We start from the raw sequence: 25,808 nt of genomic DNA on the forward strand, positions 1-25,808 counted from the left end.
TTTTATAAATTAAAATCAATGAGTGAGGAATTTTTCCAGGAATTGCTGGGTGCGTGAGTGCTGTGGATTGGAGAACAGATCTTTTGCTGGCCCCTGTTCGACAATACGCCCATGATCCATAAAAATCGCCCGATCTGCCACGTCACGGGCAAAACTCATCTCGTGGGTGACGATCACCATCGTGCGGCGCTCTTCCGCCAGCGCACGGATGGTGCTCAACACTTCGCCAACCAACTCCGGGTCGAGGGCTGAGGTCGGCTCATCAAACAAAATCACTTCGGGGCGCATCGCCAACGCCCGGGCAATCGCCACACGTTGCTGCTGTCCGCCGGAAAGACGGCGCGGATAAGCATCTTCTTTGCCACTCAATCCCACTTTGGTCAGCAACTCACGGGCGCGGGCGATCGCCTCGCTGCGCTTTTCACCTTTCACGATGACCGGCCCTTCAATTATATTCTCCAGCACTGACCTGTGGGGGAATAAGTTAAAGCTCTGAAAGACGAAACCGACTTGTTGGCGTAAAGCCCGCACACTGTTTTTCTGGCTATTGATCGACTTGCTGCCATCAATGACAATATTTCCCACGCTGATCGTGCCAGAATCTGGCTCTTCCAGCAGATTGATACTGCGCAGCAGGGTCGTTTTACCTGAACCACTTGGCCCGATGATCGCCACCACTTCCCCGGAGTTGACCTCCAGATCGATACCATGGAGAACGGTCTGCCCCTTGAATTTTTTGACCAGCTTTTTGACTTCAATGGCACTCATTCGTTACTCCTGATCCTGTCGATTGACATGGGCTTCCAGCCGATTTTGCAAAGCAGACAACAGTGTCGCCATCACCCAATAGATCAGAGAGGCGGCCAGATACATGGTGAAGACTTCCAATGTACGCGACGTCACCAGTTGCGCCTGACGGAACAGTTCGGGAACCTGAATCGTGGCGGCCAGCGAGGTGTCTTTTACCAATCCAATAAAACTGTTACCCAATGGCGGTAATGCGGTACGTGCGGCCTGTGGCAGGATTACGCGCCGCATGGTCTGCCATGGCGTCATGCCAATACTGGCCGCCGCTTCCCATTGCCCTTTTTCAATCGATGATATTGCCGCGCGTAATGTTTCGGACGTATAGGCTGCCGTATTTAATGACAGACCAATCATGGCCGCAGGAATAGGATCGAGTTCAATGCCAAATTGCGGTAAGCCGTAATAAATCATGAAAAGTTGGGCAATGAGCGGCGTTCCACGAAAAATAGAGACATAAAAACGGGAAAGCCACGAGAGCGGCCAAAAACGCGAAAGGCGCATCAGCGCCAGCATAAAACCAAGCAATAAACCAAATGCCATTCCTCCCAGACTTAACTGGAGAGTGAACAGCGCCCCTTTCAATAAAAATGGTGCTGAATCCAGCACCAGTTGAATACTTTCTTGCATTAAGAACTGCCTTTGCGTTATTTGCTGACGTCAGTGCCAAACCATTTTTCAGAGATTTTGGCCAGAGAACCGTCTTTTTGCATTTCTGCGATCGCCTGATTAATAGCAGCCAGCAGTTCAGGATTATCTTTACGTAATGCGACACCCGATTCCTGACGAGCAAAGGCATCACCCGCAACGGCCAGGGTATCACCTGTTTTCTTGACCAGATCCAACGCCGCCAGACGGTCAACCAAAATAGCGTCGATACGGCCTACGCGCAGATCCTGATATTTGGTTGGGTCATCATCATAGGTACGGATATCCACGCCCGGCTGATTTTCGCGCAGCCACTGTTCGTAGTTGCTTCCCAGACCAACACCGACTTTTTTACCTTTCAGATCGTCTGGCTTGGTGAATTGTGACTCATTGCCTTTTTTTGTCAGAACCTGAATACCGGAGATGGTATACGGCGTAGAGAAGTCATATTTCTTTTTGCGTTCATCAGAGATGGTCACCTGATTGATCGCCACATCAATGCGTTTGGATTCCAGCGACGCCAACATCCCGTCCCATTTGGTTGGGGTCAGTTTGGCTTTTACGCCCATGTGTTGGGCCAATGAATCTGCAAATTCAACTTCGAACCCCGTCAACTTGCCGTCTTCACCCTGGAAACTGAAGGGTGGATAGGTTCCTTCCAATCCTACAATCAGGGTTCCGCGTTCTTTGACTTTAGCCAACAGATTCTCTGTAGCAAAAGAAGGCGTTGTAGCACCAGCGACCAGCGCAACAGCCATTACCCCCATTAATAGGCGGCGACGAACCAATGAGAAACTCATAGACACTCCAGAAGTTTGATTAATCTTGTGATATCAGTACGTTAACAGCTCAAAAAAACATCATAAAGGAATATAAATCAATAACTATAGACCCAAAAAGAATAACAACCATCAAACCGTTATACGTGAGGATGATAGGCAAATAAAGCGGGTGCGCCGCCGGTGTGAATAAACAGTATCGGGCCTTTATCCGGGAACCGATCGCGTTCTATCCCATCCAGTAATCCGGCCATGGCTTTACCGGTATAAACCGGATCGAGCAAGATAGACTCCCGCGATGCCAGAAGATGAATGGCTGCCATCCCTTCTTCGTTCGGCATACCGTACTCCGGCGCAAAATAGTCGTCCCACAGCGTGATGGCCTGCGGGGAGTCCGTCAAATTAAGGTCTCGCGCAAGTTGCTGCTGAAGTGCTGCTACTTTCGGCAATTGATCGGCTATTTTTCTCGATACGGTCACACCAATCAATAAAGTATCAGGCAAGAGTTGTTGCAACCCAACGGCCAAACCCGCATGTGTGCCCGCACTGCCAGACGCCACAACAACAGAACTGAAGTCCACTTTACCTGCGTCACTTTGTTGCGCAATTTCCAGCGCGCATTGCACATAGCCCAACGCACCCAGAGAATTCGATCCGCCAACGGGTACAACGTAAGGGCGAAATCCCTGAGCTTCGAGACGTTCAGCCTGTTCGTTCAACTGCGTAATGGGATCGTGCAACGCATCACACATCACCACTTCCACATTAAACAGATCCAGCAGCAGGCGATTGCCATTGGTGAGATAGTTTTCCTGTCGAGTGCCAATAGGATTTTCCAACAACGCCACGCAATGCAAGCCCAGTTTCGCTGCCACAGCGGCAGTCTGACGCACATGATTTGACTGAATTGCCCCTGCGGTCACCAGCGTATCCGCTCCCTGACGCAAGGCATCGGCAGCAAGAAATTCCAGTTTCCGCAGTTTATTTCCGCCCATCGCCATCGGGGTGAGATCGTCACGTTTGATGTAGATATCGCGACCAAGGTAGTCAGAAAGCCGGGAAAGATGTTCAAGGGGTGTCGTGGTTCCCACCAGATCCAAACGATCGTGGCGCGCCAGTTGCTGCTGTAAATAGTCGTATTGCCTGCTCACCGGACATCCTCAGGGATTTGAAATTATGACGGGTATATTTATAGATTTAGCAGATATGATGAAAATAATCATCAGCCAGAAGAATATTTGATGCATTTTCAGATGAAGTTATCTCCCTCGAAAACCCGAGGGAGACGCAATCGGTGGGGTAAAACGTAATATCAGTTTTTTTGCCAGGCTAAATATTGGTCATATTTGCGCAAGGCGATGCGATAGTTATTATGCGCAGCCGTTGGCAAATCGTTAATGATTTGGTCATGGATGTTATTACCCTCAATCTTTTCATGGGGATAATTGCAGGCGGCCAACATTTCGTCCAGTCTGCGCAGACGGACCACATATTCGCGCACGGTGCTGTGGCTCATCTCTGTCTGTTCAAACAGATACTGCTTAAACGCCTGTATATCAAAATATTCGGAATGGCTATTACACGAAATTTCGCTGCAAAAACGGCACAAAGCCAATAATTCACTCTGCAACTTCATCCATACCTGATCGTCAATAAGCTGATCCATTTTCGCAATGGCCTCTTTATTGATGATCTGTCCACGAAATACCAATGCCATGCGATCAAGTTCTTTGGCACATTGGGAACAGTGGGTCTGGCTGTGTTTGTAGTCTTTGAGATAACGGCTCAGAGGCCGCTTTTTCATACTTAATCCTGGCATGATAAAAGATCCGCAAATTAGAATTAAACAAGGCGGAACGCTGGGGGAATATGAGCGTCTGGCTACGCAGACTGACTCGAAAACCTGACTGATTCATGCGCGGCTGGACACAGCCTCATCAGACGGGCTCTTAATGATCGTTATTTAGTTTGGCCCGTAAGCGCTTGATGGCCTGACTATGCAGTTGGCTCACGCGGGATTCCCCGACGTTGAGTACCGCCCCGATCTCCTTCAGGTTCAGCTCTTCCTGGTAGTACAGCGTCAATACCATTTTTTCGCGCTCTGGCAGCGCATCAATGGCGTCCATCACTCTCTGGCGCAAGTTACCTGCCAGCAAATGATGCAATGGATTACTCTCTTCATGCCCTTCCATCAGCGCTTCCGCGCTGTCGCCATGCTCCTCTCGCCATTCGTCGTAGGAGAACAGTTGGCTATTGTTGGTATCCAGCAGGATCTGCCGATACTCTTCCAGCGGGATGGCCAACGTTTGGGCAATTTCGGTTTCGCTGGGTGGACGTCCCAACTGCTGTTCAGTCTGCTGCATGGCGTAGGACACTTCCCGCGCATTGCGCCGGACACTGCGCGGTGCCCAATCCCGGCTGCGCAACTCATCGAGCATCGCCCCGCGAATACGCTGCACGGCATAGGTGGTAAATGCCGTCCCTTGCAACGCATCGTAGCGCTCAACCGCATTCAGTAAGCCAATGCCCCCCGCCTGTAGCAGATCATCGAGTTCCACACTGGCCGGGAGCCTGACCTGCAGGCGCAGAGCTTCATGGCGCACCAGCGGGACATAGCGTTGCCACAGGGAATTCTTGTCGATTACGCCTTCGGCGGTATACAGATCACTCACAGTTTGAACCTGGCAGTTTGAGAGTCTGCACTATTATGGCCGGGCGCTGAGGTGGCAATCGGTAGAACAGTGGTGCAAAACAGCCCTTATTTACCCCACCGCAGGGTTAATCGCGTAGATGTGACCTGAATAACGGCAGTTGATGTAAAAAACCCCGCCGAAGCAGGGTTGAGGCCATACCAGAAGCGCGAATTAACGCAGCAGGGACAGAACGGTCTGTGGAACCTGATTAGCCTGGGACAGAACAGACGTACCTGCTTGTTGCAGGATCTGTGCTCGGCTCATGTTGGACACTTCGGTTGAATAATCAGCATCCTGAATACGGCTACGTGCAGACGTCAGGTTGTTGGTGGTGTTATTCAGGTTGGTGATGGTGGACTCAAAACGGTTCTGCGATGCACCCAGTGAGCTACGTTGGGTATCAACAGCTTTCAGTGCCGCATCGATAACTTCCAGTGGTTTGCCCGTAGCAACCCCCGTAGTGCCATCAACTTTGCCTTTCAGTACGTCAAAACCCTCAGCTTCAACCTTACGGAAGTTGCCGTTGACCATTGCACCAGCTTCAGTAGCCACTTTCTCTGCCGCTGTTTTAGCCGCAAGTACGGGTGCTGAACTATCAATGTCTTTGACGGCTTTGTCATGTTGCGCAGTTCCAGCCGCGTTTAAAGCCGTGTCCAATGCAGTATTGGCCGCTGTTTGTGCGGGAATGTCAGTGGCACCATCCGCAAATGCAGTCTGGTATGCGGCCAACGCTTTGCCTAAATCACTGCTGGCGCTGATATCGGTATTGGCATCCAGTTTCGCTGCTGTAAGCAGGTCCGCGTTGGCGGTTTTAATGTCGTCCGCAGTCACACCCGCAGCGCCAACGGCCGTCTTGTATGCTCCGATAGAAGTTGTGACTTCCGCGCCTGTTGCAGCCGCCGGTATAGCGGTTAAGGCAGCATTTTTGACCACAGAAACGGCTGTATTATAGTCAGTCTGAGCAGTGGCAATGACCTTGCCGTTATTGATAACTTCGCTGGAAGTATCATTGGCACCGGCAGTTGCCAGGTTCCAGCCAGCGCTTGCGCCGATATCAATACCGATAGTCTGGCCATCTTGCGAACCGATCTGGAATTTGTAGGTAGATGCATCGCCAGTACGGTTGTCGAGAACTTTGATGCCGTTAAAATCAGTTTGCTTGGTAACGCGGTTGATCTCTTCCATACGCTGGTTGACTTCAGACTGGATGGAGTCGATGTCAGAAGCAGAGTTGGAGCTGTTTTGTGCCTGGACGGTCAGGTCACGAACGCGCTGCAAGTTGTTGTTGATTTCGCTCAGCGCGCCTTCAGCAGTCTGCGACAGGGAGATACCGTCGTTGGCATTACGGGCCGCAACGGTCAGGCCATTGATATTGGAGGTAAAACGGTTGGCAATCGCCTGGCCGGCAGCGTCATCTTTCGCGCTGTTGATACGCAGACCAGAAGACAGACGCTCGATAGCAGTGCCCAGGGATGACTGGGATTTGTTCAGGTTGTTCTGAGTCAGCAGAGACAAGCTGTTAGTGTTAATTACCGCCATAGTATAAATTCCTTAATTCGCTGGTTTATGGTTTCGGGCTTTCTGCCCACGGCGTCATCACCGTCCAAGCTAGTATCGGAGGCAAACCCAATACCTTTAGTCCGAATGCGAATTATTTTCTCCAGCCCGCCGCTCCTCACTGATCACTTTTACTGAAATCCCAAATAGACCCCCTCCAGGCAGGCTATTCTGGCGATCAACTTTTTTACTCGGGTATAAACTTCCTGCCATGACTGCCGATAAACCCCGTAGTGACACTTGAATATAAGGAAAGATAATGGCAAGTATCAGTGCTCTCGGCGTCGGCTCAAATCTCGGTCTCAGCAATCTGTTGGATCAGTTAAGTGCCAGCGAACAGGAGCGTTTGACGCCAATTACTGCGCAGCAGACGGCAAACAAAGCAAAACTAACCTCATTTGGCATCGTAAAAAGCGCCCTGGAAAAAGTTCAGACTGCTGCGGCTGCCTTGCAGAAAGCGGACAGCATTGCAAAAACGTCGGTGACCAGCACTAACACCGCATTCACGGCAACGATTGACAGCACCGCGGCAACAGGCAGTTACACCATTGCGGTGACCCAGTTGGCAAAGTCCCAGTCGCTACTGTCACAAAAAGTCGCCAGCAGCAGCGATAAAATTGGCGCAACAACGGATGGCACAGGTTCACGCACCCTGACCATTACGCAAGACAGTCAAAAAAAGCCGTTGACGGTGACGCTAACCGACGATCAGACCTCACTGACCGGGATTCGTGATGCCATCAACAAACAGCAAGGCAATGTCAACGCCAGCATTATCAAGGGCGACGATAACAGCTATTACCTGTCGTTGACGTCGCGTGATACCGGCGTGTCATCGGCAATGTCCATCAGCGTTACGGGTGATGATGCGTTGCAGGGGATCATGGGTTTCAACGGTGATGCCACGGATACCAGCAATGGCATGACCCAGAAAGTTGCAGCAAAAGATGCACAACTCACAGTAAATAATGTCGCCATCTCACGCAGCAGCAATACGATTACCGATGCACCCAATGGGGTCACGCTGAATTTAAAAGCCGAAACCAAGGCAGATGCACCAGAACAGCTCACCATTGGGAAAGACAGCACCGCGACAGTCACCGCCATTAAAGCCTGGGTGGATGCCTATAACTCACTGCAAACCACCATTGCATCGCAAACCACGTATACCGCTGTCGACAAAGGCAGTGATGACCAGTCGAGCAGCAACGGGGCTTTACTGGGTGATGGCACATTGCGCACTATCCAGACCCAGTTACGCTCCCAGCTTTCGAATGTGCAGGCCGTCAGCGACTATGGGACATTGGCCAGTCTGGGTATTACCCAGGACATCAAGGGCAAATTGCAAATCGACACCACCAAGCTGAATAAAGCACTGGATGAAAAGCCCGCCAGCGTAACTGAATTCTTTGCGGGTGACGGTAAAGAGACGGGCTTTGCCACACAATACAACACGCTGTTGACCAAAATGCTGGATACGGACAAAGGCGCTATTGTCAGCGCCACGAATGGTATCAATAGCACCATAAAAAAACTCACCGATCAGTCAGCAGCCGTTACAACCAGTATCACCGCCAATATTGCGCGCTACAAAGCGCAGTTCACGCAACTTGATACCTTGATGTCCAAGCTGAATAACACGGCAACATATTTGACCCAGCAATTCAACGCGCTGAGTTCCTGATAAGGATGGACCATGTATAACCGTTCGGGTGTACAAGCCTACGCACAGATAGGTCTGGAAAGCGCGGTCATGGGCGCCAGCCCGCACCAACTGATCGTCATGTTGTTCGATGGGGCGCAAAGCGCCCTGCTTCGCGCCAAAATCCTAATGGAGCAAGGTGACATAGCTGGCAAGGGAAATGCGCTGTCCAAAGCTATCAATATTATTGATAGCGGTTTGCGGGCGGGGCTGAATATGGAACAAGGTGGTGAGCTGGCCGGGAATCTGGAAACGCTCTATGAATATATGTCTCGCCGTTTATTGCATGCCAACTTACATAACGACCTTGAGGCCATTACGGAAGTTGAGGTACTGCTGAATAATATAGCCGATGCCTGGCGGCAAATCGGCCCTAACTATCAACCCTCTCAGGACCCGCAATAATGGATCGTCACCAGTACCTTATTACAGAATATCAGTTGATCCTCGGTTTGAGTGAGCAAATGCTCGTGATTGCGCGGGAAGAACGTTGGGATGAGTTGGTAGAGCAGGAAGTCAGCTATGCCAAAATGGTCGAGGCTACGGCACGGTTACCGCTCTCAACAGATATGTCCGTGAGGGTGCAGGAGACGATTCGGTTGACACTTAGAGGTGTTTTGGAGAACGAGTCTGAAATCAAAAGACTCTTGCAGACCCGGCTGGATAAACTCATCGAGTTAATGGGCCATTCCAGCCGGAGTCGGGAAATAAATACCACCTACGGCTTATTTGCCGACCACTCGTTGATGCAGGGCGAGCCGCAGTAATGCTGCTGAAAAATTCAGGAAAAGGGATCGTTACACCCAAACGGTCCCTTGCCCATCAGATGTTCTTCGCTCCAATACCTGCTATTTAGCGGTAATCCGTTGATAAACAATATCTCTGTGAACGTACACATTCGGTCAAGTGATGAAAAGATTCCCTGTATTCACCAACCCTACTGTTCTCCGTTATGCAACAGCAGGTAAAGGAAGACCACAACACTCTTTTTCATCGCAAAGCAAAATTGGGCGACTCGATCAGAGCCTGTAAAAGTAAGGATTTTCTTGCTGGCGGTTTCATTCTATTATTGCTGTAACTTCAATGCCTGATACAGGCATCGGCCATCGGGGGATTTATCGCTACCAAACGCATGTTAAAAAAACACTGGAAGATGTTCCTGATACTTGTGTGTATCTGCGGCGCTTTATTGCTGCTGCGCTGGGCCGCGATGCTGTGGGGATAATCTTGTGTTCGTGCGTTTAAGCGATTCTGTCCATATTCAACAGCGGAAAATTCGATATTTTCAACCTCTATCACACTGCTTCGCTTGCACCCTTGATATTCACATTCACTACAGGCCATACACATATGAGTAACATTGTAGTCACGAGGTCTGTATGAATATTATTCTATTAATTTCAGCGCTCGTCTTGGCTGCAGTTGCAATCTATGCACTGCGCAGACATTTCTTGGCTCGTTCGCATTCAGGTTTTTAAGTTTCTCGTCAACCTGGCCTGCTTGATATATTCAACAAAAAAACCTCCTGATGGCGGGTTGAATTTTCAGTGTGAGGTTATTTAGCGTATTGGCTGATACTCAACTGATACCCGCGTCTTGCTATACCCTTCTTCTCCCCACCATGCCCTCAATGCATAATGGAAAATATATTTCATCATCAATATCAAATATATAACTACTCTACACCTGCATATTCATAATGCGCTGGTAGGAATTTAAGAGCCAACAAAGAGATAGTCCAGATCGTGCACCAGCAGAGCATTGCCACAATCACTTACTTGTCCGTTGGCGCAGATTAAGTAAGATTGCGGCAATTTTTGTCCCATAGGTGTCCCATGGGCCTCTATTCAGTGAGTCGACCGGTACGGCTCATAAACAGCCAGCACAGTCACAGTCACCTTCCCCAGCACGACTACCCCCTCAAGACCCTCTCCGTCTATCGTCTCTCCGTCCTGGTAATAGAAGAACGTCTGATAATACCGGATCGTCCAGACGTGATTCACATCATCCAGCTCTTTCTGGAATGCACCGGTAGTTACTATCAGATGCCCTTTGCTGTCACGCGATATCGCCTTTACGAACGCTGGTCTGATGTCACTCTCTCTTGCCATGATAGATCCTCCCCCGATAAACACTGTATGAATAAGCAGCAATATCGAATGGTAGTTTTGATCAAGGCGGGTCGGATCACAGATTTGTAAAGGCACTGAGGGGAAAGGTTTTTTTGTTTGGCGCGTTGTAAGTGGAGTGACTAATCTCAAATCACCCACCCCGCAACCTGCTCAGACAGGGGCGGTTGAGTCATTGCCCGGTCGCCGGGCTTTTTTTGTTCCTGCTTTTCTGTGTGAGGGTAACGATTCCTTGATAATTTCCCCCCTCAATGACAAAATTCCGCATCTTCTGAGCTGGGTATTGCTATGTCAAAATTATTCACCCAATACATGACCATCGGTATTTTAAACACGCTGATTCATTGGGTTACTTTCGCTATCTGCATAAAAAACGGTCAGTCACAGTCCCTTTCAAATTTCATAGCTTTCTGTGTAGCCGTTACGTTTTCATTCTTTGCGAACGCCAGATGGACATTTAGTGCAGAGGCAACAACCATCAGATACATGATGTACGTTTTCTTCATGGGGATGATAGCCACTCTGATCGGCAGCTATGCGGATCGCCTCCAGATTAACCCGGTTGCAACACTTGTTCTCTTCTCAGGAATAAGCCTGGTATGCGGGTTCCTATATTCAAAATACATAATCTTCAGTGAGAAAAATGAAAATATCTTTAGTTGTCCCGATGTTTAATGAGGAAGATGCAATCAAGCATTTCTACAGGGAGGTCAGGCACCTAAAGGGGCTTGATAAGTATGATGTTGAGATTGTTTTTATTGACGATGGAAGTACGGATTTCACCTCGGTCCTCATGAAGGAACTTAAAGATAAGGACCCATTGGTAGAGAACGTTTTTTTCACAAGAAACTTTGGTAAAGAGGCCGCCCTCTTTGCCGGTATTGAGCATGCCAGCGGGGACGCTATCATCCCTATTGATGTTGACCTTCAGGACCCCGTTGAGGTGATTCCAAGACTAATTGAGCGCTGGAAGGCGGGTGCCGACATGGTGCTTGCTAAGCGCATAGACAGAAGCACTGACGGACATATGAAGCGTAAAACTGCCGAGTGGTTTTACCGGCTTCACAACAAAATCAGCTCGCCAAAAATCGAGGAGAACGTAGGGGACTTTCGCCTCATGTCTCGCGGCGTAGTCGAGCACATTAAATCACTTCCCGAAAGAAACCTGTTCATGAAAGGCGTTCTGTCGTGGGTAGGAGGCAAGGTTGACATTGTCGAGTATGTCAGAGCAGAGCGTTACATAGGTGAATCGAAGTTTAACGGATGGAAACTCTGGAATCTGGCGCTGGAGGGTATTACATCATTTTCTACCGTCCCCCTTCGAATCTGGACTTATATCGGCTTCTTCGTTGCTGCGCTGTCATTTATCTACGGTTTGTGGATGATCGTCGATAAGGTAATATGGGGCAACCCTGTAGCCGGCTATCCATCAATACTTGTTTCAATTCTTTTCCTTGGCGGCATTCAGCTTATCGGAATTGGTGTACTTGGTGAGTATATTGGCAGGATTTATATAGAAACCAAGCAAAGGCCAAGATATATAGTTAAAAATACCAATGGAGAGAACAGTGAAGGCTTATAACTACGCCTCTAACCCAAGGGTGATTTTTGTCACTCTGGTTTCATTATGCATAGCTGTGTTAGTAATTTCATTTTCTTCGTGGAACAAAATTCAATTGTTCTCATCTCATAGTGAATACGAAATGAAAACCGATCTAAAATACAGCGTCGACTCTTGCGGTACAAAAGGCGACACGCTATTTGTCAAAGGCTGGATGTTTGACGGTACCTACCCTCGCGAGGGAAAACTAATAATAACAGCCAAGACGAATAAAAAAGAGTTCACCCTTCCATTGTTCACTTTCGCAAGAGGTGATGTCTCACAGATTTTCTCTAGGACTGATGCCTTTGACAAGGTGGGTTTTAACGTATCTATCAGCAAAAAATTTGTTGATTATAACGATAGTGCAGAATTTAATTTCTACATTAGAGACAACAGCGGGAAAGTTACTAAGGTTCTGAGTTATGAATGCAAACAATAAAACTTTGTCATCGTGGTTGCTTTATGCATCTGTGCTGATAGTCGGCATAATTATTGCCTGCAAAATGAGACTAATGACTTATGCGGATGACGTAACATTTTCTCACGCTCTGGACAACATCTCTCTTGTTGACTACCTCATCCACCGATATAAAACGTGGAGTGGGAGGGTTGTAATTGAAGGCATAATGGTATCGACGATAACCGTTCATGTATTCTGGAAAATAATGATACCTGTGTGTTTCATTATTTCATCAATTCTCCTTTGGTCAATAACCCTGAAAGAAAAGCTGTCATCAAAGGTTGGCGTCCCACTTGTAATGGCTTCTCTTCTACTTATGAATGCTCCAGTTGCAGGGGACGCTCAGTGGTGGGTGACAGGATTTTATAACTACCTACTCCCCACAACCTGTGCGCTTTTTTTAATAAAGGTGTTGCTCTCTCCGTCTGGAAAGGTAGCACTTTTATCTGTTTCTTTAGCACTCTCATTTATCGCAACATCTTCTGAGCAAGTTGCTGTGTTTCTGATTGTAACCCTGCCTTTTCTATACTTTGTCAACATGGAAAAAAGGGTAAGCAAAAGAGCGTTAATTGTTGCCTATATCATCGTTTTATCAGGCTCGGCGTTAACATTGCTCAGCCCAGGATCTGCTTCACGATTCTCGGTTGAGGCAGCAAGATATATGCCTCAGATCGCTGATATGAATATGCTTCAGAAGGCTATAATTGGAGTGGATAGGCTGGTAGAGAATATTTCGTATGGAAGGAACATCTGCTTTATTGCATCACTATTTATCTTTCTGCTATTCATTGTTAGGTGTGGCAGGAATGATTTTCTCAGTAAAATTTGCATTTTATTTTCTGTCACATCTCTAGTATTGAGCATGACATCATTATCTTTCTATATGAAAGATATTGATTATCTAACATATTACGGAAAATTTTATAATGTCAATTTTGGTAGCCTAAAAATTTATGGCTGCTATTTATTCTATCTGATTACTCTAATTTGCATGGCTGCGGGGTCAATTGAGCGTAACGATGGCGAAAGAGATTACAGGGCTTTCATAACGTTAATGACTGGTTGTCTCGTCACCATTGCGATCGGTTTATCTCCGACTGCTTATGCATCGGGTGAAAGGGTATTATATGTATTCAACATATGTTTAATTTCTTATAGCCTCTTCAATATTAGAAGGATTATGAAGTAAAAAAGTAAAGGCCCATCAGGGCCTTTTTATTGCCTGTAAATTGCGATCTCTCCTAAATACCTGCGCCTAATACCGCTTCACTTTTGTTAAGCCCGGTTTATTACCTGGGAATGGTGAGGCTGCGTTCATAAACTGACCCACATTTTTCAGTAATTGCCACATAGTCCGGCAACAGTGATTGCGTGTGTCTGTCTCATGTAAAGCCAACCACAAGAGCTCTATCCTGTTTACCCACGGTGAGTAAACTGGCTGATAAATAACAATAAACTTCGGGGTCTGCCGCAACCACTTCAACGTTTCTTTACTCTTGTGAATGATGTAATTATCAACAATCAGCGTAATGTTTTTGGCACTTCGGTATGTGCTTTTCAACTACACGGTATCTTCTCTGCCGCAGACATGGAGAGCAGCAATAAGAAAAGCCGGGCTGACTTATCGCAAGCCATATCAGTCCCGGCATACTTATGCATGCTGGTCACTGTCCGCTGGCGCAAACCCAAACTTCATTGCCACCAGATGGGCCATGCAAATGCTCAGATGATTTATCAGGTGTATGGATCCTGGATGAAGGATAACGACGAGACGCAAAGGAACCTTCTGAACGAAAAACTCAACGAATTTGTCCCACACCAAAGCGAGCTAATCAGCAAACCTATCTTATTCAGAAAGTTAGACTCCCTACACCTGCATATTCATAATATCCTGATACGCCGCGACCAGGCGGTTTCTTACCTGAATCCCCATCTGCAATGATACCGAGGATTTTTGCAGATCGACCATCACATCGTTCAACGCCACACCCGGTTCGCCGAGTTCAAATTTTTGTGCCTGGGTGCGTGCCGCTTGCTGCGTTTCACTGATCTTGCCAATCGCTGCTTTCAAGTCATTGGCAAAACCGGCGTCCATTGCCGGATTGCTTTGCGGGTTGTTACCGGCCTGCAGTGCCGCGGCCTGCATCTGTTGCAGTACGCCTTCAATACCTTGTAATGCCATGATGTTCACCTGTAAAAAAAGCCGCCAACAAGGCGCAAATATCCTGGGCGGCCAAACTCTTTTTCGATTGCGACACCCTACCACAGGCTTTTTCGAATAAAGCGGCTAATTAACTGCAAAAACACCGGCTTATCGAGCCATCGAATTCCCCTCTCCCAGAGAATAATGGCAATCCTAAAAAATGGGAAAATTCCTATTCTCCAGACGAGTGCCTTTCGAGGCTCGACGGCGAGTCGTATCAGGGAGTCTGTTTTGCTACAAAACATCACCAATATTGTTCTGCGTGGCTGGGAGCAAGTATGAGTGCTTCGGCAGCCAGCAGTGATAACCGCATGAATGGGTTGTCCGCGTTGATAAATCGCCTGCGTGCGAATCCAAAGATACCGCTATTGATCGCCGGGGCGGCGGCGGTCGCGATTGTCGTTGCGCTGATGCTGTGGGCGAAAAGTCCGGATTACCGCGTCCTTTATAGCAACATCAGTGATAAAGATGGCGGAGCCATAGTGACTCAGCTCACCCAAATGAACATCCCCTATCGCTTTGCCGATAATGGCGGAGCCTTGCTGATCCCCGCCGATAAAGTCTATGAAACGCGACTGCGTCTGGCGCAAGCGGGCTTGCCGAAAGGTGGAGCAGTTGGCTTTGAATTGCTCGATCAGGAAAAGTTCGGCATCAGCCAGTTCAGCGAACAAATCAACTATCAGCGCGGACTGGAAGGCGAACTTTCACGAACTATCGGAACGCTCGGGCCGGTGCAAAGCGTCCGCGTTCATCTCGCCATGCCCAAACCCTCACTGTTTGTCCGTGAGCAAAAATCCCCTTCCGCCTCCGTGACGATCGCCTTGCAACCGGGTCGTGCGCTGGATGACGGTCAAATCAACGCTATCGTCTACATGGTGTCAAGCAGCGTGGCAGGATTACCGCCGGGCAACGTCACGGTCGTTGACCAGAATGGTCATCTCCTGACACAAACTGAAGGCAGTGAACGTTTCCTCAATGCCACCCAGCTCAAATATACCAACGAAGTTGAAAGCCGCTTTCAACGACGCATCGAAGCCATCATTGCCCCGATGGTCGGTAGCGGTAATGTCCATGCGCAGGTAACCGCACAGGTCGATTTCGCCAGTCGGGAACAGACCGACGAGCAGTACCAACCCAATGGATCACCCGAAAAAACCGCCGTTCGTTCCCAGCAGTTGAGTACCAGCGAACAAGTCGGTGGCCTGCAAGTCGGTGGCATCCCCGGTGCCCTTTCCAATCAACCGACGGCGGCAGCCACTGCACCGATAGAAACGCCAGCAACGGCACGCACCGGCGCGGCGGCAAAGCCTGCCACGGCTGCGCGCGGTGCTGCGTCGGCGACCGCAACCAGTGCTCGCGGCAACGTACCTGAAAGCAATCGCCGTGATGAAATCATCAATTACGAAGTCGACCGTACCATCCGCCATACCCAGCACAGCGCAGGCAACGTAGAGCGCCTGTCCGTGGCGGTCGTGGTGAACTACGTCAATGGCGCGGACGGTAAAACCCAGCCGTTGAACGAAGGCCAACTCAAGCAGATCGATTCACTGGTTCGCGAGGCGATGGGTTTTTCTGCCAATCGCGGCGATACCCTCAACGTCGTCAACACGCCGTTTATCCAAGCCGAGGAGAGCGGCGCTGAATTGCCATTCTGGCAACAGCAGTCTTTCTTTGATCAGTTGATCAATGCCGGGCGCTATCTGCTGATCCTGCTGGTCGCCTGGCTCCTGTGGCGCAAACTGATTCGCCCACAACTGCGTAAACAGCAGGAAATGCAACAGGCGGTTCTGGCTGCCGCCGCAACCACGACGAACAAAAACGAGTCATCACCTATTGCCAAACCGACAACCGAGGAACTGGCCCTGCGTCGCCGTTCCCAGCAGAAAGTCAGCGTAGAAGTGCAAACGCAGCGCATACAAGAGCTGGCTGACAAGGAACCACGCGTGATTGCCCTGGTGATCCGCCAATGGATGAGTAACGACCAATGAGCCTGACAGGTACGGAAAAGAGCGCCATTTTGCTGATGACGGTGGGCGAAGATCGCGCTGCGGAGGTGTTCAAACACCTCTCTTCGCGCGAGGTTCAGCAATTGAGTAGCGCAATGGCCAATATTCATCAGATCTCAACCAAACAGCTCAGCGAAGTGCTGACCGAGTTTGAGGATGATGCGGAGCAATATTCAGCCCTGAGCGTCAACGCCAGCGATTATCTGCGTGCAGTACTGGTAAAAGCGCTGGGCGAAGAGCGGGCCTCCAGCCTGTTGGAAGATATTCTGGAATCTCGCGAAACCACGTCGGGCATGGAAACGCTCAACTTCATGGAGCCATTGATCGCCGCGGATCTGATTCGCGACGAACATCCGCAAATCATCGCCACCATTCTGGTGCATCTGAAGCGTGGTCAGGCGGCCGATATTCTGGCGCAGTTCGACGAACGTTTGCGTAATGACGTGATGTTGCGTATCGCTACCTTCGGCGGCGTTCAACCGGCCGCATTGGCGGAATTGACCGAAGTGCTCAACAACCTGCTCGATGGTCAGAATCTCAAGCGCAGCAAAATGGGCGGTGTACGGACAGCGGCAGAAATTATCAACCTGATGAAAACCCAGCAGGAAGAGGCCGTTATTGACGCCATGCGCGAATACGATGGCGAGCTGGCACAGAAGATTATCGACGAGATGTTCCTGTTCGAAAACCTGGTCGACGTCGACGATCGCAGCATCCAGCGCCTGTTGCAGGAAGTGGATACCGAAGCGCTGCTGATCGCCCTGAAAGGCTCCGAACAGCCATTGCGCGAGAAGTTCCTGCGCAACATGTCGCAGCGTGCGGCCGATATTCTGCGCGACGATCTCGCCAACCGGGGTCCGGTACGGATGTCCCAGGTCGAAAGCGAGCAAAAAGCGATACTGCTTATTGTCCGCAGGCTGGCAGAGAGCGGCGAGATGATGGTCGGTGGCGGCGAGGATACCTATGTCTGATTCGCTGAATAATCTGCCGTGGCAAACCTGGAAACTGAACGACTTTTCCTCAGCCAAAGCTGATGCGCCGGAAACGGTGGCCGTCATCCCGCCAATGGTGAGCCTATCCCTGGACGAGGCGAATCCGGGCTGGCAACAAGAGTTGGCGACGCTTCGTCAGCAGGCTCAGAGTGAAGGTTTGCAGCAAGGCATCCAGCAGGGACAAAAGCAAGGCTACGACGCAGGTTATCAGGCCGGACTGGACGCCGGAAAGCAGCAGGGTTTGCTGGAAGCACAATTACAGCAGAAACCGCTGACCGAACATTGGCAAGGGCTGGTCACCGAGTTTCAGCACACATTGGACGCACTCGATAGCGTGATCGCCTCGCGCCTGATGCAAATGGCGTTGACCGCAGCCAAACAGATCCTGGGCCAGGCACCGCTTTGCGATGGCACCGCGTTGCTGGCCCAGATTCAGCAACTTATCCAGCAGGAACCCCTATTTACCGGTACGCCGCAGTTACGGGTCAATCCGCAGGATTTTGAGCGTGTTGAGCAGCAACTGGGGGTCACGCTGAGTCTGCACAACTGGCGTTTACTGGCCGACAACCAGATTCATCCCGGCGGCTGTAAAGTCAGTGCAGAAGATGGCGATCTCGATGCCAGCATTGCCACGCGTTGGCATGAACTCTGCCGCTTGGCCGCGCCGGGAGATCTATGATGACCGCGCGCCTTGGCCGCTTGCTGGCGTCCCTTGATGAGGTCGAAAAGCGCATTCGCCGCACCCCGGCGCTGCGCCGCTATGGGCGTCTCACCCGCGCGACCGGGCTGGTGCTCGAAGCCATTGGATTGCAATTGCCACTCGGTGCCACTTGCCTGATCGAGCGCCATGATGGTAATACCGTGCAGGAAGTGGAAAGCGAAGTGGTCGGCTTTAACGGCCAGCGCCTGTTTCTGATGCCGCTGGAAGACGTCGAGGGCGTACTGCCCGGCGCGCGCGTTTATGCCCGCATCAGCGCCGAAGGTCAGAGCGCCAGCAAACAACTGCCCCTCGGCCCGCAACTTCTTGGCCGCGTTCTTGACGGCAGCGCCAAGCCACTGGACGGATTGCCGCCCCCTGACACCGGTTTTCGCGCCACGCTGATCACCCCGCCCGTCAATCCCCTGCAACGCACTGCCATTGAACAGGTGCTTGATGTGGGCGTGCGCGCCATCAATTCGCTACTGACGGTGGGCCGGGGACAGCGTATGGGCCTGTTCGCGGGCTCCGGCGTGGGTAAAAGCGTGTTGCTCGGCATGATGGCGCGTTATACCCAGGCCGATGTGATTGTCGTCGGGCTGATTGGCGAGCGCGGGCGTGAAGTCAAAGATTTTATCGAGAATATACTGGGCGACGAAGGTCGCGCACGCTCCGTGGTGATTGCCGCGCCAGCCGACGTTTCCCCGCTGCTACGCATGCAGGGCGCTTCCTATGCCACGCGCATTGCCGAAGATTTCCGCGATCGGGGCCAGCATGTTTTGCTGATCATGGACTCCCTCACCCGCTATGCGATGGCGCAACGCGAAATCGCGCTGGCTATCGGTGAACCCCCCGCCACCAAAGGGTATCCCCCTTCCGTTTTCGCCAAACTACCGGCGCTGGTGGAGCGGGCGGGGAACGGCATTACCGGCGGCGGATCGATTACCGCTTTTTATACCGTCCTGACCGAGGGCGACGATCAGCAGGATCCCATTGCCGACTCAGCGCGCGCCATCCTTGACGGCCACATTGTGCTCTCACGGCGTCTGGCCGAAGCGGGCCATTATCCGGCAATCGATATCGAAGCCTCCATCAGCCGGGCGATGACCGCGCTCATTGACGAAAAACATTACGCCCGCGTGCGCGAGTTTAAACAAATGCTGGCGAGCTATCAGCGTAACCGCGATCTCATCAGCGTGGGGGCGTATGCGGCAGGCAGCGATCCCCTGCTCGACAGGGCGATCCGGCTCTACCCACAAATGGAAGAGTTTCTACAACAGGGAATTTTTGAACGCAGTGATTACGCCAATGCATGTGAACATTTGTGCACCCTGTTGCCAGAATAACCGGCTGATCTAGCCAAGAGAGGCATTGCCATGATGGATAGCAGTCAATCACCCATGGACACCCTGCGTGAACTGGCGCTGAAAGCGCTCGATCAGGCAACGCGTCAACTGGGTCAGATACGTCAGTCGCATCAAAACGCGCAACAGCAGTTGAACATGCTGCTTAATTATCACGACGAATACCGGCAGAAGCTGAATACCACCCTGTTCGACGGTATCGAGGCGGCCCGTTGGCAGAACTATCAGCAATTTATTGCGACGCTGGAAAAGGCTATCGAACAGCATCGTGGTCAATTACAGCAATGGAATCAAAAACTCGACCGGGCGACCCAACACTGGCAGGAAAAACAACAACGCTTGAATGCCTATCAGACTTTATATGATCGCGCAGCCTGCCAACGACTGTTGCATGAAAACCGGCTGGATCAAAAACGAATGGATGAGTTTGCCCAACGCAGCGCCCTGAGGAACCAGGATTTATGAATCTGAATGTATCAACCGTCAACTCCAGTGCAACAGCGGCCTCTTTGGTCACGACAGCGGAGCCACCGCAGGCCGGTGCTCCCGTGACAGCAGATACCCTGCCGCAAGACTTTGCCAGCCAGTTGGATGCGCAGCTTGGGCCCAAGAGTCCCAACATGCTGTTGAACGGTAAGACCCTGAATAAGAAGGCATTGGACAGCATTTTGCAGGAAAGTGGCGGGAAGATCTGCGCATCCCCCGCCACGCTTTTAGCGGCGCTGAGTCAGCCAGAAGCGTCTGAGGATATCGACGCGTCCTTGCAAGCCGCGCTGAGTAAAGCGTGCCGGGGCCTGTTCGAAACGGATGATCCTTCCGATTTGGCGCCAACTGATAAAAGTACACAACCCGCCACCACCGATCTGCAATCGATCCAGTCGCTGCTCGCCATGTTGGCTGCGCAGCATGCGCCAGTCTTGCCTGCCACAACGTCACAACGCTCAATGACCAGCAAAACGTCTGACGATGCGGATCCCCTGCTGACTGAGGTTAAAAGTGGCAAAGCCGGCCTCGGTGATCTGCTGACAAGATGGGGTAAACGCGCAGATATCGGTGATGAAAGCAGCCCCGGACAAACGTTGCCGGGCAACGGTACCAAACCAGCCGCCCTGCATCACAGCGCTTCCACGGTGCTCGATCCGGCCGTGCTGGCAAAAGCCGATGCCCTGGCCACACTGGCGCAAACGGCGGGGGATAAAAATAGCGTGGCACAGCATGTTTTATCCGCGGTGAATATCCCGGCATCGAGCCCAGCGGTGGCAGCAACGTCCAGTGCACTGGTGACAGCACCGCCGACGCCGCCACTGAATTCACCGTTGGGTAGCCCGCAATGGCAGCAGGCGCTCAGCCAGCAAGTGCTGATGTTCAATCGCCAGGGGCAGCAGAGTGCGGAACTGCGCCTGCATCCGCAAGAGTTGGGCGCACTGCACATCAGCCTGAAGATAGACGATAACCAGGCGCAATTGCACTTCGCGTCTGCACACGGGCAGGTCCGCGCCGCTATTGAAGCCGCCATGCCACATTTGCGCACCTCGCTGGCAGAAAGCGGAATTGAACTCGGCCAGAGCAGCGTCGGCAGTGAGCCATCATCGCAGTGGCAGCAGGCGCAACAGCAATCACAACAAGGTGGTGGCTCGCCGTCATCAGCGGGATCGCCACATCATGGCACATCCGGGATCGCAGTCGCCGATGCACTGCTGGTGCCTGCCAGTCTGCAAAACCGCGTCAACGGCAGTCAGGGCGTCGATATTTTCGCCTGAGTAAAGCCAAACGACTGAGGTGGGGTGATTTTCCCCGCCTATTCTGCCTATTGGCGACCGGGATAACCGGGATAATCACCAGCAACATTCGCGTCCTGCGCAAGGAGAACACCTGCGCAGAACCCAACGATACAGGAATTTGCCCTATTCATGTCTGATCAAGCCATCGCGGCCAAACGTAAACGCTCCGTGTGGGTGGTTCTGCTGCTGTTAATCGCCGTCGCCGCATGCGGGGCCGCCGGTTATAGCTGGTGGATGCTGGAACAACACAAAACGGGTGCCGTTGTTGAGCTCAAGCCGAGGATCGTGCCTGCCCCGGTCTTTATGGCGCTGGATACGTTCACCGTTAATCTGCAAACCACCGACAACAACACCGATCGCGTGCTGTATGTCGGCCTGACGCTGCGCCTGCCAGACGAAGCGACGCGCAGCAAACTGAGCGATTATCTGCCGGAAGTCCGCAGCCGTCTGTTGCTGCTCCTCGCGCGCCAGCAGGCAGAAACCCTGTCCAGTGAAGCCGGTAAACAACAATTGGTCAGCCAGATTAAAGCGGCACTGAGCCCGTCGGTCATTCCGGGTCAACCCAATCAGGTGGTCAGCGACGTGCTGTTTACTGCCTTCATTCTGCGATAACGATTATGGCCGATAGCATTCTTTCACAGGCGGAAATTGACGCATTGCTTAATGGGGACAGCGGTAGCGAAGAGCCGGAAGCTGTCCTGGTAGGTGATAACGAGGTCAAGCCTTACGATCCAACGACCCAGCGCCGCGTGGTGCGTGAACGCCTGCAGGCGCTGGAGATCATCAATGAGCGCTTTGCGCGCCATTTTCGCATGGGGTTGTTTAACCTGTTGCGCCGCAGTCCCGATATCACCGTGGGTGCGATCAAGATTCAGCCCTATCACGATTTTGCCCGCAATCTGCCGGTTCCGACCAACCTCAATCTGGTGCATCTGAAACCTCTGCGCGGTACGGCATTGTTCGTTTTTGCCCCCAGCCTGGTGTTCATTGCCGTTGATAACCTGTTTGGCGGCGATGGCCGCTTTCCGACCAAAGTCGAGGGGCGCGAATTTACCCATACCGAACAGCGGGTGATCAAGCGCATGCTGAGTCTGGCGCTTGATGCCTACGGCGACGCCTGGAGCGCGATTTACAAGATCGACGTGGAATATGTCCGTGCGGAGATGCAGGTCAAATTCACCAACATCACCACCTCGCCCAACGATATTGTTGTGACGACGCCGTTCCACGTTGAAATTGGTGCCCTGAGCGGGGAATTCAACATCTGTATTCCGTTTGCCATGATCGAACCGTTGCGCGAATTGCTGACCAATCCGCCGCTGGAGAACTCACGGCAGGAAGACAGTCAATGGCGTGAAACATTGGTTCATCAGGTTCAGCACTCTGAGTTGGAACTGGTGGCTAACTTTGTTGATATCCCACTGCGTCTGTCGCAAATCCTCAAGCTGCAACCCGGTGACGTACTGCCTATTGAGCGCCCGGATCGGTTGATTGCCCATGTCGACGGCGTACCGGTTCTGACCAGCCAATACGGCACCCTCGATGGGCAATACGCCCTGCGCGTCGAACATCTGATAAACCCAATTTTGAATTCCCTGAATGAGGAACAGCCCAATGACTGACGTTAAGCAACCGTCTGACGATGGAAAGGAATCCGTGGACGATTTATGGGCTGACGCGTTTAACGAACAGCACGCCACGGAAAACCCCACCGCCAGCACCGAGGGCATTTTCAAATCTTTCGATCAACCGGAAGGCTTGGGTAATTTGCAGGATATCGATATGATCCTCGATATTCCGGTGAAACTGACGGTAGAACTGGGCCGTACCAAGATGACCATCAAAGAGCTGCTGCGCCTGTCGCAAGGTTCCGTGGTCTCTCTGGATGGGCTGGCAGGCGAACCGCTGGATATCCTGATCAATGGATACCTTATTGCACAGGGTGAAGTGGTGGTGGTGGCCGATAAATATGGCGTGCGCATCACTGACATCATTACGCCGTCCGAACGCATGCGTCGCCTGAGTCGCTGATGAGCGAAACCTCCGCTCCGGCAAATAGCGCTTTTGGCGGAACTGCAACGACCAGCCATGGCGCGGTCCCCCCAGCCCCGGCAATCCCGACGGGCTCTGTACTGACCCAGGTCGGCAGCGCACTGGGCGGTATTCTGCTGTTAATCCTGTTTGCCGGGTGGCTGTTCCGCCGATTAGGCTTTGCCCCACAGCGAAAAAATAGTGCACTGCTGAAAGTCACGGCCAGTTGTCAGGTCGGGCAGCGTGAGCGCGTGGTGGTGGTTGAAATAGACAATACCTGGCTGGTATTGGGTGTGACAGCGCAGAACATTACGCCGCTGCATACGCTGACGTCGCCGCCGACCGGGCTTGAATCGACGGCCAGCCGCGAGAAACCCAATGACTTCCGCCAGTTATTACAGAAAGCTCAGTTATTACAAAAGAAAGTGAAACGCCCGGGAAAATCGGTATGAGTCTGTTCCGTCTCAATTATTTATTTGTTACCGCGTCACGTTTGCGCAGCCTCTCTCTGAATTGGCTTCTGCTGCTGTTACTTTGCAGCCCTTGCGCATTTGCACAATTGCCCGGCATTATCAGTCAGCCATTGGCCAATGGCGGACAGAGCTGGTCTTTACCGGTACAAACGCTGGTGTTTATCACCACCCTGACGTTCCTGCCCGCCATGCTGTTGATGATGACCAGTTTCACACGCATCATTATCGTGCTTGGCCTACTGCGCAACGCCATGGGTACGCCTTCTGCCCCCCCGAATCAGGTGATGCTGGGTTTGGCGCTGTTCCTGACCTTTTTCGTGATGTCACCCATTTTCGATAAAATCTATCAGGACGCATACCAACCTTTCAGTCAGGACAAAATCACTATGGACGTGGCGATGGATCGCGGTGCTCAACCCTTGCGCGAATTTATGCTGCGCCAAACGCGTGAAGCGGATTTGGCGTTATATGCCCGTCTGGCGCGGCTGCCAGAATTGCAGGGGCCGGAAGCTGTCCCGCTGCGCATTCTGTTACCCGCGTATGTTACCAGCGAACTGAAAACCGCTTTCCAAATTGGCTTTACGGTCTTCATTCCATTCCTGATTATCGATCTGGTCGTCGCCAGCGTACTGATGGCGCTCGGGATGATGATGGTGCCACCCGCCACTATTTCACTGCCGTTCAAGCTCATGCTATTCGTACTGGTCGATGGCTGGCAACTGCTGCTCGGCTCGCTGGCACAGAGTTTCTACAGTTGATTTCTATCTGCTGGCGATGCTATCCGTCATACTTCAGCGAGACCCTATTGAAATGACTCCAGAATCGGTAATGGCGTTAGGCAATGAAGCGATGAAAATCGCCCTGGCGCTGGCTGCCCCGCTGCTGCTGGCGGCACTGCTGACCGGTCTGGTCGTCAGCCTGTTGCAGGCGGCGACGCAGATCAACGAAATGACCCTTTCCTTCATCCCCAAAATTCTGGCGGTCTTCGCCACTATCGTTATCGCCGGTCCGTGGATGCTTAACCTGTTGCTGGATTACATGCGCAACCTGTTCACCAATCTGCCGAACATCATTGGCTAATTATGCTGACATTTGACAGCGGCCAACTCAGCCTGTGGCTCACTACCTTCTTCTGGCCACTGGTGCGTATTCTCGCCTTGCTCAGCACCGCACCGGTCTTCAACGAAAAACAGATCCCAAAAAAGGTGAAGCTCGGACTGGGTGTGCTGATTACGCTTCTGGTCGCGCCCTCCCTTCCCCCCGTTGAAACCACGATTTTCTCGATCGGCGGCATCTGGCTGGCGGCTCAACAGGTGATCATTGGTGCCACGCTGGGATTGACCATGCAGTTGGCCTTTGCTGCCGTGAGGATGGCGGGTGAAGTCATTGGCCTGCAAATGGGACTGTCTTTCGCGACCTTTTTTGATCCCACTGGCGGCCCGAATATGCCGGTTCTGGCGCGTCTACTTAATCTGCTGGCGATGCTGTTGTTCCTGACCTTTGACGGCCATCTTTGGCTGATTTCCCTGCTGGCAGACAGTTTTCACACCTTGCCCGTGCAGAGTGAGCCACTGAATGGCAATGGTTTTCTGGCGCTGTCACAGGCTGGCAGCCTGATTTTCATCAATGGGCTGATGCTGGCGCTGCCTATCATCACGCTGTTGCTGACGTTGAATATGGCGCTGGGACTGCTCAATCGCATGACGCCGCAACTGTCGGTGTTCGTGATCGGTTTCCCGGTCACCCTGACGATTGGCATACTGACATTAGGATTTATGATGCCGCTGCTGGCACCCTTCTGTGAGCATCTGTTTGGTGAAGTGTTTAACCGACTCGCGGACGTGGTGGGTGAAATGGCGCGCTGAGCTATTGCCCATGCGCTGGCT

Annotated in this window: 30 protein-coding genes and 2 pseudogenes; 22 read left to right on the forward strand and 10 right to left on the reverse strand. The window is 51.7% G+C overall.

The window, feature by feature from the left end; all coding sequences use genetic code 11:
- Positions 1–15 precede the first annotated feature (15 nt).
- The 7 genes from tcyN to DRI82_RS10430 all read right to left on the reverse strand — a co-directional run bounded on the left by tcyN (position 16) and on the right by DRI82_RS10430 (position 6,463).
- Entirely contained in the window at positions 16–768 is a 753-nt protein-coding gene (gene tcyN, locus DRI82_RS10400) for an L-cystine ABC transporter ATP-binding protein TcyN (RefSeq protein ID WP_114193435.1), read from the reverse strand.
- Positions 769–771: 3 nt separating this feature from the next.
- Complete coding sequence (gene tcyL / locus DRI82_RS10405; RefSeq protein WP_114193436.1) at positions 772–1,434, reverse strand: cystine ABC transporter permease; 663 nt, start codon at positions 1,432–1,434, stop codon at positions 772–774.
- Between the two features lie 17 nt (positions 1,435–1,451).
- Positions 1,452–2,252: a cystine ABC transporter substrate-binding protein gene (gene tcyJ / locus DRI82_RS10410; protein ID WP_114193437.1), complete on the reverse strand. Its 801-nt coding sequence runs from the start codon at positions 2,250–2,252 to the stop codon at positions 1,452–1,454.
- Between the two features lie 119 nt (positions 2,253–2,371).
- Entirely contained in the window at positions 2,372–3,382 is a 1,011-nt protein-coding gene (locus DRI82_RS10415; RefSeq protein ID WP_114193438.1) for a D-cysteine desulfhydrase, read from the reverse strand.
- 161 nt (positions 3,383–3,543) lie between these two features.
- Complete coding sequence (gene fliZ, locus DRI82_RS10420; RefSeq protein ID WP_114193439.1) at positions 3,544–4,050, reverse strand: flagella biosynthesis regulatory protein FliZ; 507 nt, start codon at positions 4,048–4,050, stop codon at positions 3,544–3,546.
- A 130-nt stretch (positions 4,051–4,180) separates the two neighbouring features.
- Positions 4,181–4,903: an RNA polymerase sigma factor FliA gene (locus DRI82_RS10425; protein ID WP_114193440.1), complete on the reverse strand. Its 723-nt coding sequence runs from the start codon at positions 4,901–4,903 to the stop codon at positions 4,181–4,183.
- A 192-nt stretch (positions 4,904–5,095) separates the two neighbouring features.
- Positions 5,096–6,463 carry a flagellin N-terminal helical domain-containing protein gene (locus DRI82_RS10430; protein WP_114193441.1) on the reverse strand — a complete coding sequence of 456 codons (1,368 nt, stop codon included), beginning with the start codon at positions 6,461–6,463 and terminating at the stop codon, positions 5,096–5,098.
- A gap of 277 nt (positions 6,464–6,740) precedes the next feature.
- On the opposite strand from DRI82_RS10430, the gene fliD reads away from it, so the two are divergent.
- From fliD to yniD, 4 genes are all read left to right on the forward strand, one after another.
- Positions 6,741–8,165, forward strand: coding sequence for a flagellar filament capping protein FliD (gene fliD / locus DRI82_RS10435; RefSeq protein ID WP_114193442.1), 1,425 nt, complete (start codon positions 6,741–6,743; stop codon positions 8,163–8,165).
- 12 nt (positions 8,166–8,177) lie between these two features.
- On the forward strand, positions 8,178–8,588 hold the full coding sequence (gene fliS / locus DRI82_RS10440; protein ID WP_114193443.1) for a flagellar export chaperone FliS: 411 nt from the start codon (positions 8,178–8,180) through the stop codon (positions 8,586–8,588).
- Positions 8,588–8,950 (forward strand): flagella biosynthesis regulatory protein FliT, encoded by a 363-nt coding sequence (gene fliT / locus DRI82_RS10445; protein ID WP_114193444.1) that lies wholly within the window; start codon positions 8,588–8,590, stop codon positions 8,948–8,950. The genes fliS and fliT overlap by 1 nt, the downstream gene beginning before the upstream one ends.
- Positions 8,951–9,300: 350 nt before the next feature.
- A complete protein-coding gene (yniD, locus tag DRI82_RS24315) occupies positions 9,301–9,408 on the forward strand; it encodes a small membrane protein YniD (RefSeq protein ID WP_245956817.1) in 108 nt (35 codons plus the stop codon).
- Between the two features lie 622 nt (positions 9,409–10,030).
- Here yniD and DRI82_RS24130 read toward each other — a convergent pair.
- The gene (locus DRI82_RS24130; protein WP_211317648.1) at positions 10,031–10,294 is read right to left on the reverse strand and encodes a hypothetical protein; all 264 of its coding nucleotides are present in this window, start codon (positions 10,292–10,294) and stop codon (positions 10,031–10,033) included.
- 306 nt (positions 10,295–10,600) lie between these two features.
- On the opposite strand from DRI82_RS24130, the gene DRI82_RS10455 reads away from it, so the two are divergent.
- Genes DRI82_RS10455 through DRI82_RS10470 form a run of 4 tightly spaced genes read left to right on the forward strand, consistent with a single transcriptional unit; the run spans position 10,601 to position 13,564 of the window.
- Positions 10,601–10,987, forward strand: a complete 387-nt coding sequence (locus DRI82_RS10455; protein ID WP_114193445.1) for a GtrA family protein — start codon at positions 10,601–10,603, stop codon at positions 10,985–10,987.
- Positions 10,956–11,894, forward strand: coding sequence for a glycosyltransferase family 2 protein (locus tag DRI82_RS10460; protein ID WP_114193446.1), 939 nt, complete (start codon positions 10,956–10,958; stop codon positions 11,892–11,894). Before DRI82_RS10455 ends, DRI82_RS10460 begins: the two co-directional genes overlap by 32 nt.
- Positions 11,881–12,354 carry a hypothetical protein gene (locus DRI82_RS10465; RefSeq protein WP_114193447.1) on the forward strand — a complete coding sequence of 158 codons (474 nt, stop codon included), beginning with the start codon at positions 11,881–11,883 and terminating at the stop codon, positions 12,352–12,354. Before DRI82_RS10460 ends, DRI82_RS10465 begins: the two co-directional genes overlap by 14 nt.
- Positions 12,338–13,564 (forward strand): DUF6056 family protein, encoded by a 1,227-nt coding sequence (locus DRI82_RS10470; protein ID WP_114193448.1) that lies wholly within the window; start codon positions 12,338–12,340, stop codon positions 13,562–13,564. The genes DRI82_RS10465 and DRI82_RS10470 overlap by 17 nt, the downstream gene beginning before the upstream one ends.
- A gap of 66 nt (positions 13,565–13,630) precedes the next feature.
- On the opposite strand, the pseudogene DRI82_RS10475 reads toward DRI82_RS10470, so the two are convergent.
- A pseudogene (locus DRI82_RS10475) lies at positions 13,631–13,936 on the reverse strand (transposase); the annotation flags it as partial.
- On the opposite strand from DRI82_RS10475, the pseudogene DRI82_RS24320 reads away from it, so the two are divergent.
- Positions 13,935–14,191, forward strand: a pseudogene (locus tag DRI82_RS24320) (tyrosine-type recombinase/integrase); the annotation flags it as partial. The pseudogenes DRI82_RS10475 and DRI82_RS24320 overlap by 2 nt on opposite strands.
- A gap of 51 nt (positions 14,192–14,242) precedes the next feature.
- Here the strand turns inward: DRI82_RS24320 and fliE are convergent.
- A complete protein-coding gene (gene fliE, locus DRI82_RS10485; RefSeq protein WP_114193449.1) occupies positions 14,243–14,557 on the reverse strand; it encodes a flagellar hook-basal body complex protein FliE in 315 nt (104 codons plus the stop codon).
- A gap of 299 nt (positions 14,558–14,856) precedes the next feature.
- Here fliE and fliF point away from each other — a divergent pair, with 299 nt between their 5' ends.
- The 13 genes from fliF to fliR all read left to right on the forward strand — a co-directional run bounded on the left by fliF (position 14,857) and on the right by fliR (position 25,787).
- Positions 14,857–16,566 (forward strand): flagellar basal-body MS-ring/collar protein FliF, encoded by a 1,710-nt coding sequence (fliF, locus tag DRI82_RS10490; protein ID WP_114193450.1) that lies wholly within the window; start codon positions 14,857–14,859, stop codon positions 16,564–16,566.
- A complete protein-coding gene (gene fliG / locus DRI82_RS10495) occupies positions 16,563–17,555 on the forward strand; it encodes a flagellar motor switch protein FliG (RefSeq protein WP_114193451.1) in 993 nt (330 codons plus the stop codon). The genes fliF and fliG overlap by 4 nt, the downstream gene beginning before the upstream one ends.
- Positions 17,548–18,255, forward strand: a complete 708-nt coding sequence (gene fliH, locus DRI82_RS10500) for a flagellar assembly protein FliH (RefSeq protein WP_114193452.1) — start codon at positions 17,548–17,550, stop codon at positions 18,253–18,255. The genes fliG and fliH overlap by 8 nt, the downstream gene beginning before the upstream one ends.
- Positions 18,255–19,619: a flagellar protein export ATPase FliI gene (gene fliI / locus DRI82_RS10505; RefSeq protein ID WP_114193453.1), complete on the forward strand. Its 1,365-nt coding sequence runs from the start codon at positions 18,255–18,257 to the stop codon at positions 19,617–19,619. The genes fliH and fliI overlap by 1 nt, the downstream gene beginning before the upstream one ends.
- A gap of 30 nt (positions 19,620–19,649) precedes the next feature.
- A complete protein-coding gene (fliJ, locus tag DRI82_RS10510) occupies positions 19,650–20,102 on the forward strand; it encodes a flagellar export protein FliJ (RefSeq protein ID WP_411705510.1) in 453 nt (150 codons plus the stop codon).
- Positions 20,099–21,397, forward strand: coding sequence for a flagellar hook-length control protein FliK (locus DRI82_RS10515; protein WP_245956815.1), 1,299 nt, complete (start codon positions 20,099–20,101; stop codon positions 21,395–21,397). Before fliJ ends, DRI82_RS10515 begins: the two co-directional genes overlap by 4 nt.
- Positions 21,398–21,547: 150 nt before the next feature.
- On the forward strand, positions 21,548–22,030 hold the full coding sequence (fliL, locus tag DRI82_RS10520) for a flagellar basal body-associated protein FliL (protein ID WP_114193454.1): 483 nt from the start codon (positions 21,548–21,550) through the stop codon (positions 22,028–22,030).
- Positions 22,031–22,035: 5 nt separating this feature from the next.
- Positions 22,036–23,040 carry a flagellar motor switch protein FliM gene (fliM, locus tag DRI82_RS10525; protein WP_114193455.1) on the forward strand — a complete coding sequence of 335 codons (1,005 nt, stop codon included), beginning with the start codon at positions 22,036–22,038 and terminating at the stop codon, positions 23,038–23,040.
- Entirely contained in the window at positions 23,033–23,449 is a 417-nt protein-coding gene (fliN, locus tag DRI82_RS10530) for a flagellar motor switch protein FliN (RefSeq protein WP_114193456.1), read from the forward strand. Before fliM ends, fliN begins: the two co-directional genes overlap by 8 nt.
- Positions 23,449–23,901 carry a flagellar biosynthetic protein FliO gene (gene fliO, locus DRI82_RS10535; protein ID WP_114193457.1) on the forward strand — a complete coding sequence of 151 codons (453 nt, stop codon included), beginning with the start codon at positions 23,449–23,451 and terminating at the stop codon, positions 23,899–23,901. Before fliN ends, fliO begins: the two co-directional genes overlap by 1 nt.
- The gene (fliP, locus tag DRI82_RS10540; protein ID WP_245956816.1) at positions 23,898–24,680 is read left to right on the forward strand and encodes a flagellar type III secretion system pore protein FliP; all 783 of its coding nucleotides are present in this window, start codon (positions 23,898–23,900) and stop codon (positions 24,678–24,680) included. The genes fliO and fliP overlap by 4 nt, the downstream gene beginning before the upstream one ends.
- Before the next feature lie 52 nt (positions 24,681–24,732).
- The gene (gene fliQ / locus DRI82_RS10545; protein ID WP_114193458.1) at positions 24,733–25,002 is read left to right on the forward strand and encodes a flagellar biosynthesis protein FliQ; all 270 of its coding nucleotides are present in this window, start codon (positions 24,733–24,735) and stop codon (positions 25,000–25,002) included.
- Positions 25,003–25,004: 2 nt separating this feature from the next.
- Positions 25,005–25,787: a flagellar biosynthetic protein FliR gene (gene fliR, locus DRI82_RS10550; protein WP_114193459.1), complete on the forward strand. Its 783-nt coding sequence runs from the start codon at positions 25,005–25,007 to the stop codon at positions 25,785–25,787.
- Positions 25,788–25,808 lie beyond the last annotated feature (21 nt).

It is taken from the genome of Edaphovirga cremea, assembly GCF_003332275.1.
Lineage (GTDB): Bacteria > Pseudomonadota > Gammaproteobacteria > Enterobacterales > Enterobacteriaceae > Edaphovirga > Edaphovirga cremea.

Coding starts and splice junctions, on each gene's coding strand:
- fliJ (WP_411705510.1), top strand. CDS start 19,650: ATGATGGATAGCAGTCAATCACCCATGGACACCCTGCGTGAACTGGCG.
- fliH (WP_114193452.1), top strand. CDS start 17,548: ATGTCTGATTCGCTGAATAATCTGCCGTGGCAAACCTGGAAACTGAAC.
- fliO (WP_114193457.1), top strand. CDS start 23,449: ATGAGCGAAACCTCCGCTCCGGCAAATAGCGCTTTTGGCGGAACTGCA.
- fliL (WP_114193454.1), top strand. CDS start 21,548: ATGTCTGATCAAGCCATCGCGGCCAAACGTAAACGCTCCGTGTGGGTG.
- DRI82_RS10430 (WP_114193441.1), bottom strand. CDS start 6,463: ATGGCGGTAATTAACACTAACAGCTTGTCTCTGCTGACTCAGAACAAC.
- fliP (WP_245956816.1), top strand. CDS start 23,898: ATGAGTCTGTTCCGTCTCAATTATTTATTTGTTACCGCGTCACGTTTG.
- fliD (WP_114193442.1), top strand. CDS start 6,741: ATGGCAAGTATCAGTGCTCTCGGCGTCGGCTCAAATCTCGGTCTCAGC.
- tcyJ (WP_114193437.1), bottom strand. CDS start 2,252: ATGAGTTTCTCATTGGTTCGTCGCCGCCTATTAATGGGGGTAATGGCT.
- DRI82_RS10470 (WP_114193448.1), top strand. CDS start 12,338: ATGAATGCAAACAATAAAACTTTGTCATCGTGGTTGCTTTATGCATCT.
- DRI82_RS10455 (WP_114193445.1), top strand. CDS start 10,601: ATGTCAAAATTATTCACCCAATACATGACCATCGGTATTTTAAACACG.
- fliQ (WP_114193458.1), top strand. CDS start 24,733: ATGACTCCAGAATCGGTAATGGCGTTAGGCAATGAAGCGATGAAAATC.
- DRI82_RS24130 (WP_211317648.1), bottom strand. CDS start 10,294: ATGGCAAGAGAGAGTGACATCAGACCAGCGTTCGTAAAGGCGATATCG.
- fliM (WP_114193455.1), top strand. CDS start 22,036: ATGGCCGATAGCATTCTTTCACAGGCGGAAATTGACGCATTGCTTAAT.
- tcyL (WP_114193436.1), bottom strand. CDS start 1,434: ATGCAAGAAAGTATTCAACTGGTGCTGGATTCAGCACCATTTTTATTG.
- fliR (WP_114193459.1), top strand. CDS start 25,005: ATGCTGACATTTGACAGCGGCCAACTCAGCCTGTGGCTCACTACCTTC.
- fliG (WP_114193451.1), top strand. CDS start 16,563: ATGAGCCTGACAGGTACGGAAAAGAGCGCCATTTTGCTGATGACGGTG.
- fliF (WP_114193450.1), top strand. CDS start 14,857: ATGAGTGCTTCGGCAGCCAGCAGTGATAACCGCATGAATGGGTTGTCC.
- fliI (WP_114193453.1), top strand. CDS start 18,255: ATGACCGCGCGCCTTGGCCGCTTGCTGGCGTCCCTTGATGAGGTCGAA.
- fliN (WP_114193456.1), top strand. CDS start 23,033: ATGACTGACGTTAAGCAACCGTCTGACGATGGAAAGGAATCCGTGGAC.
- fliS (WP_114193443.1), top strand. CDS start 8,178: ATGTATAACCGTTCGGGTGTACAAGCCTACGCACAGATAGGTCTGGAA.
- fliT (WP_114193444.1), top strand. CDS start 8,588: ATGGATCGTCACCAGTACCTTATTACAGAATATCAGTTGATCCTCGGT.
- fliZ (WP_114193439.1), bottom strand. CDS start 4,050: ATGCCAGGATTAAGTATGAAAAAGCGGCCTCTGAGCCGTTATCTCAAA.
- DRI82_RS10515 (WP_245956815.1), top strand. CDS start 20,099: ATGAATCTGAATGTATCAACCGTCAACTCCAGTGCAACAGCGGCCTCT.
- fliE (WP_114193449.1), bottom strand. CDS start 14,557: ATGGCATTACAAGGTATTGAAGGCGTACTGCAACAGATGCAGGCCGCG.
- tcyN (WP_114193435.1), bottom strand. CDS start 768: ATGAGTGCCATTGAAGTCAAAAAGCTGGTCAAAAAATTCAAGGGGCAG.
- DRI82_RS10460 (WP_114193446.1), top strand. CDS start 10,956: ATGAAAATATCTTTAGTTGTCCCGATGTTTAATGAGGAAGATGCAATC.